6 protein-coding genes are annotated in these 4,315 nt (G+C 38.1%); all 6 read left to right on the top strand.

The genetic code is table 11. The features are described from left to right. A partial coding sequence (locus FPQ10_RS12760; RefSeq protein WP_144163878.1) for an RNA-guided endonuclease TnpB family protein occupies positions 1-318 on the top strand: 318 nt, incomplete at its 5' end. A gap of 335 nt (positions 319-653) precedes the next feature. Further along, the gene (locus tag FPQ10_RS12765) at positions 654-1,505 is read left to right on the top strand and encodes a VOC family protein (RefSeq protein ID WP_144088270.1); all 852 of its coding nucleotides are present in this window, start codon (positions 654-656) and stop codon (positions 1,503-1,505) included. A gap of 41 nt (positions 1,506-1,546) precedes the next feature. Then, positions 1,547-2,101, top strand: coding sequence for an NADPH-dependent FMN reductase (locus tag FPQ10_RS12770; RefSeq protein ID WP_144163879.1), 555 nt, complete (start codon positions 1,547-1,549; stop codon positions 2,099-2,101). A 125-nt stretch (positions 2,102-2,226) separates the two neighbouring features. Beyond that, positions 2,227-3,048: a DUF1028 domain-containing protein gene (locus tag FPQ10_RS12775; RefSeq protein WP_144163880.1), complete on the top strand. Its 822-nt coding sequence runs from the start codon at positions 2,227-2,229 to the stop codon at positions 3,046-3,048. Between the two features lie 304 nt (positions 3,049-3,352). Beyond that, on the top strand, positions 3,353-3,706 hold the full coding sequence (locus FPQ10_RS12780) for a PadR family transcriptional regulator (protein WP_144163881.1): 354 nt from the start codon (positions 3,353-3,355) through the stop codon (positions 3,704-3,706). Beyond that, positions 3,675-4,193 carry a DUF2812 domain-containing protein gene (locus FPQ10_RS12785; RefSeq protein WP_186278691.1) on the top strand — a complete coding sequence of 173 codons (519 nt, stop codon included), beginning with the start codon at positions 3,675-3,677 and terminating at the stop codon, positions 4,191-4,193. The genes FPQ10_RS12780 and FPQ10_RS12785 overlap by 32 nt, the downstream gene beginning before the upstream one ends. Positions 4,194-4,315 lie beyond the last annotated feature (122 nt).

Raw genomic sequence — 4,315 nt, forward strand, 5'->3', positions numbered from 1 at the left:
TTGAGTGTCTCGAATATGTTGAAAAACCACAACCTAGCTAAAGCAATCAGTGAGGTCAGTTGGTCACAGTTTCGCACGATGCTTGAATATAAAGCCAAGTGGTATGGAAAGAAGATTGTAACCGTTGCAAGAAACTTCCCTTCAAGCCAGCTGTGCTCAAACTGTGGCTACCGCAATCAAAACGTTAAAAATCTCTCCTTACGCGAATGGACCTGTAATGATTGTGGGAAACATCACGATCGAGACCTTAACGCAAGTATAAATATCAAAAACGAAGCCATAAGACTTCTAACCGTAGGTGCTACGGGGCTAGCCTAATCAATAACTGGCGGTTACGCTGGTGTTCTTAGGAATCCCCCACTTCAAACAACCGTAGTTTGTTAAGTGGTGGGTAGTTCAAAACTCTAATAAGAATCGATTTTAAGCATATCCGCGATAATGGTATAACCCAGAAATAAGTAGCCCGATAATCAGCTATCATATGCATCTAACTAACTGGATCGAATAACTTTATTGGTATACTTGTGTTGACAAATTTTATTTACTTAAATATACTAACTTACAGAAAGTAACTTGAAGTGACTTTACAACCACTTCATCCATCGAGCGTTTTAGCTAACTTCGCCTCGATGGTTTGTTTAGGAGGAAATATAATGAAATTTCATCAACAGCCTGCCACATTCGTGGAACATGTCCAGCTTAAAGTTACCGATATAAATCGTTCAATCGAATTCTATCAAAAGATTTTGGGATTTGATATTTTAGACAAGACTTCATCAACTGCCAATTTAACAGCTAATGGAGAGACGGCAATCTTAACCATTGAACAACCTTCAGGGGTAACACCGAAGCAAGGAAGAACAGCTGGTTTGTATCACTTTGCCATTTTGCTGCCGACGAAAGCGGATTTAGCGAATTTTGTGGTTCATATTTCCAGAAATAATATACCTATTGGTTCTTCTGATCACGATGTCAGCGAAGCACTTTACTTCAATGATCCGGATGGCAATGGAATTGAAGTGTATTACGACCGTGATCCAGCTGAATGGACATGGAATGGTGAAATGGTTCATATGACGGTCGATCCACTCGATTTCGATGAATTATTAAAACATGCTTCTCAGAATGAACTGTGGCAGGGGATGCCGTCCGATACGGTTATGGGACATCTTCACCTACATGTTTCTGAAATGCAAACTGCAGAAGAATTTTATGTGAAGGGTCTAGGCTTCAATGTGGTGAACCGGTTTGGTGCTCAAGCACCGTTTCTTTCAACCGAAGACTACCATCATCACATCGCAATTAACACATGGAATGGCGTTGGGGCTCCATCCATGCCAGAAAATGGCGCCGGTCTAAAAGCATTCACCGTGAAGTATCCATCAGAAGACTCGCGCAAAGAAGCAGTTAATCGATTAGAAAAAATCGGTACAGCTGTTTCACAAGAAGGAGAACATTGGGTGTCTGTTGACCCATCAGGAAATCGTGTTTTGCTAGTAATTTAATTTACCATAAATCACTACAACCAACATAGGAGGAATTCATAATGAGTGAAAACTTAAACATTGGAATTATCGTAGGAAGTACAAGAGAAGGTCGTGTCAGCCCGCAAGTAGCCGAGTGGGTGAAAGGGATTGCAGACGAACGCAAAGATGCAAACTATGAAATCGTTGATATAAAAGATTATCAGTTGCCACTAATGGGTGAAGGTGAATCTGAAGGAATCGCCAAGTGGAATGAAAAGTTGGATGAATTGGATGGCTTTGTATTCATCGTTCAAGAATATAATCACAGCATTTCAGCTTCATTGAAAAATGCTTTGGATTTAGCCCTCGAGCCATGGAACAACAAAGCGGCAGGAATTGTCAGCTACGGTTCAACAGGTGGTGCGCGTGCGGCAGAACATTTGCGTGGCATTCTAGGAGAGCTTTCCGTTGCTGATGTTCGTGCACATCCAACACTTTCCCTATTTGTCGACTTTGAGAATTACACAACATTCAAGCCACAGGAGCTTCATTTAACAAATATTAACATGATGCTTGATCAAGTGAATGCTTGGTCTGGAGCGTTAAAGTTATTGCGTAAACAACTAGTTAATTAAAAATAATTAATCAGAAATCATTCCTCAAACACAATGAGTAGAGGAATGATTTTTCATTTTATAACTAAACGTTTAAAAATTTTGATAAAATAGAAAATGGTGTTGAACAAAAGGAGTTGGGATGTATGGGTAAAACAAAAGATAATTTAGTTGCTACATATTCCATTGTTGGGTTGGATCCGAAAACAGGCGAAATTGGTGTAGCCACACAATCAAAATTTTTAGGAGTCGGAGCTGTCGTTCCATGGGTGAAAGCAAATGTAGGTGCAGTTGCCACACAATCGTTGGCAAACACAAGCTATGGACCTAGAGGACTACAAATGATGGAGGAAGGAAAAACGCCACAAGAAGTGTTGGATGAATTGGTAAAAGACGATCCAGATGCATCGCTTCGACAAGTTGGAGTGGTCGATTTTAGTGGACGTTCAGCTACTTTTACTGGAGATGATTGCTACGATTGGGCTGGCGGCAAATCAGGCAAAAATTATGCTGCTCAAGGAAATATCTTAGTCAGTGAAGAAACGGTTACCGCGTTGGCAGATACGTTTGAATCGACGGAAAGGAAACCACTAGCTGAGCGATTGTTGGCCGCTTTAGAGGCTGCACAGCAAGCAGGTGGCGATAAACGTGGTATGCAATCGGCTGCTATTTTAATTGAAAAAGAAAAAGGTGGATACGGTGGGTATAATGACCGGATGTTGGATCTTCGTGTCGACGAGCACACATCACCAATTAAAGAATTGACACGAATTTACCGATTATATCAGTTATATTTCAACCGAACGAAAGAAGGAAACATCGTTCCAATTGATTCAGAACGAAAGCAAAAGATAGCTGAAGTATTGGTGAAACAAGGTTATTTAACAAATTCATCAGTTGATGATCAATCATTTTATGAAGGATTGACGAACTATATTCATACGGAGAATTTTGAAGAGCGTGAATAAGAACAAGGAAAAATTGATTTGGAAGTTTATGAGTATATGATTCAATCGTAAAATTATAAAACAGTTGAATAGTAAACTTTTGGATTGATCTGTCGGCTGAACATTTACGATAATCAGGTATATTATGATTTTTAATCAGAGCGGAAATCCGAAAACTTGCCAAATTTAAGATTGTATCAAACGGTACTAGGCTATAGTAGGTACCGTTTTTATTTTTGGAAAAAAATGTTGACTAACTGTATCGTGAGGCGATATAATAAATATACAGTGTATCGTCAGACGATATAGTTAGGAGTGAAAGAAATTGACTAATCAACTAGAACCTCCATTGACTGAGACGGTGTTTTATATTTTATTAGCTGTCAGGAAACCGCTTCATGGTTATGGAATTATTCAGGAGGTTGAGGAGATTACGAACAAGAGAATTCAATTAGGACCTGGAACGCTATATGGTGCAATCAAATCATTAGTTCAAAAAGAATTGATCGAGTTAGTTAATGAAGATCTCAAAACACGACGAAAAGAATATTTATTGACTGAAAAAGGCCTCATCCTATTGAAAAAAGAGCTAAAACGATTACAGGAATTACTTCAAAATGGCACCGAAAAATTGGAGGTTTCGATCAATGACGATGATAAAACGAAGGATCTTTATTAATTATGAAAAAGAAGAAAAGTGGTTAAATGAGATGGCTCAAAAGGGCTACCATCTCGTGAAGTATTCATTGACAAAATACACCTTTGAAGAAGGAGAAGCGGGTAAATATATCTACCGAATCCAATATGTTGGAAATAATACGGATGAAGAAAACGAGGAATATTTTCAAATTATGAAGGATAGTAACGTTGAATTGATTACCTATGCAATGAATTGGGCAATTTTTCGTAAAAAAACAGAAGATGGACCATTCAATATTTTTTCAGATTACGCGTCAAAAATTCAACATTATTATTCAATCAGTAAAATGCTTGGCATCTTGACTTTAGTGAACTTGTTTCTGGCCTTTTTGAATATTTCTTTTCAGACGAAGTTGAATATATTTGTTTCGATTTTCAGTTTCAGTGTCGTCCTTCTTATGCTGGTAACCATGGGATATTATTTGAAACAAGCCAAAAAGCTATCCGCTAAAAAAGAAAATCTATAACCCCAATGACGGACCTCGGATGGCATAATAAAATAAAACCATACGTGAATCAATTTCATAATTGCTCTTTTTAAAAATACAAAGACTTCTCCAATGTTTTGAATTGCATTTTTAAAAACAGA

Origin of the sequence: Allobacillus sp. SKP2-8, from assembly GCF_007559355.1 — a bacterium.
Classification (GTDB): Bacteria; Bacillota; Bacilli; order Bacillales; family Alkalibacillaceae; genus Allobacillus; species Allobacillus halotolerans.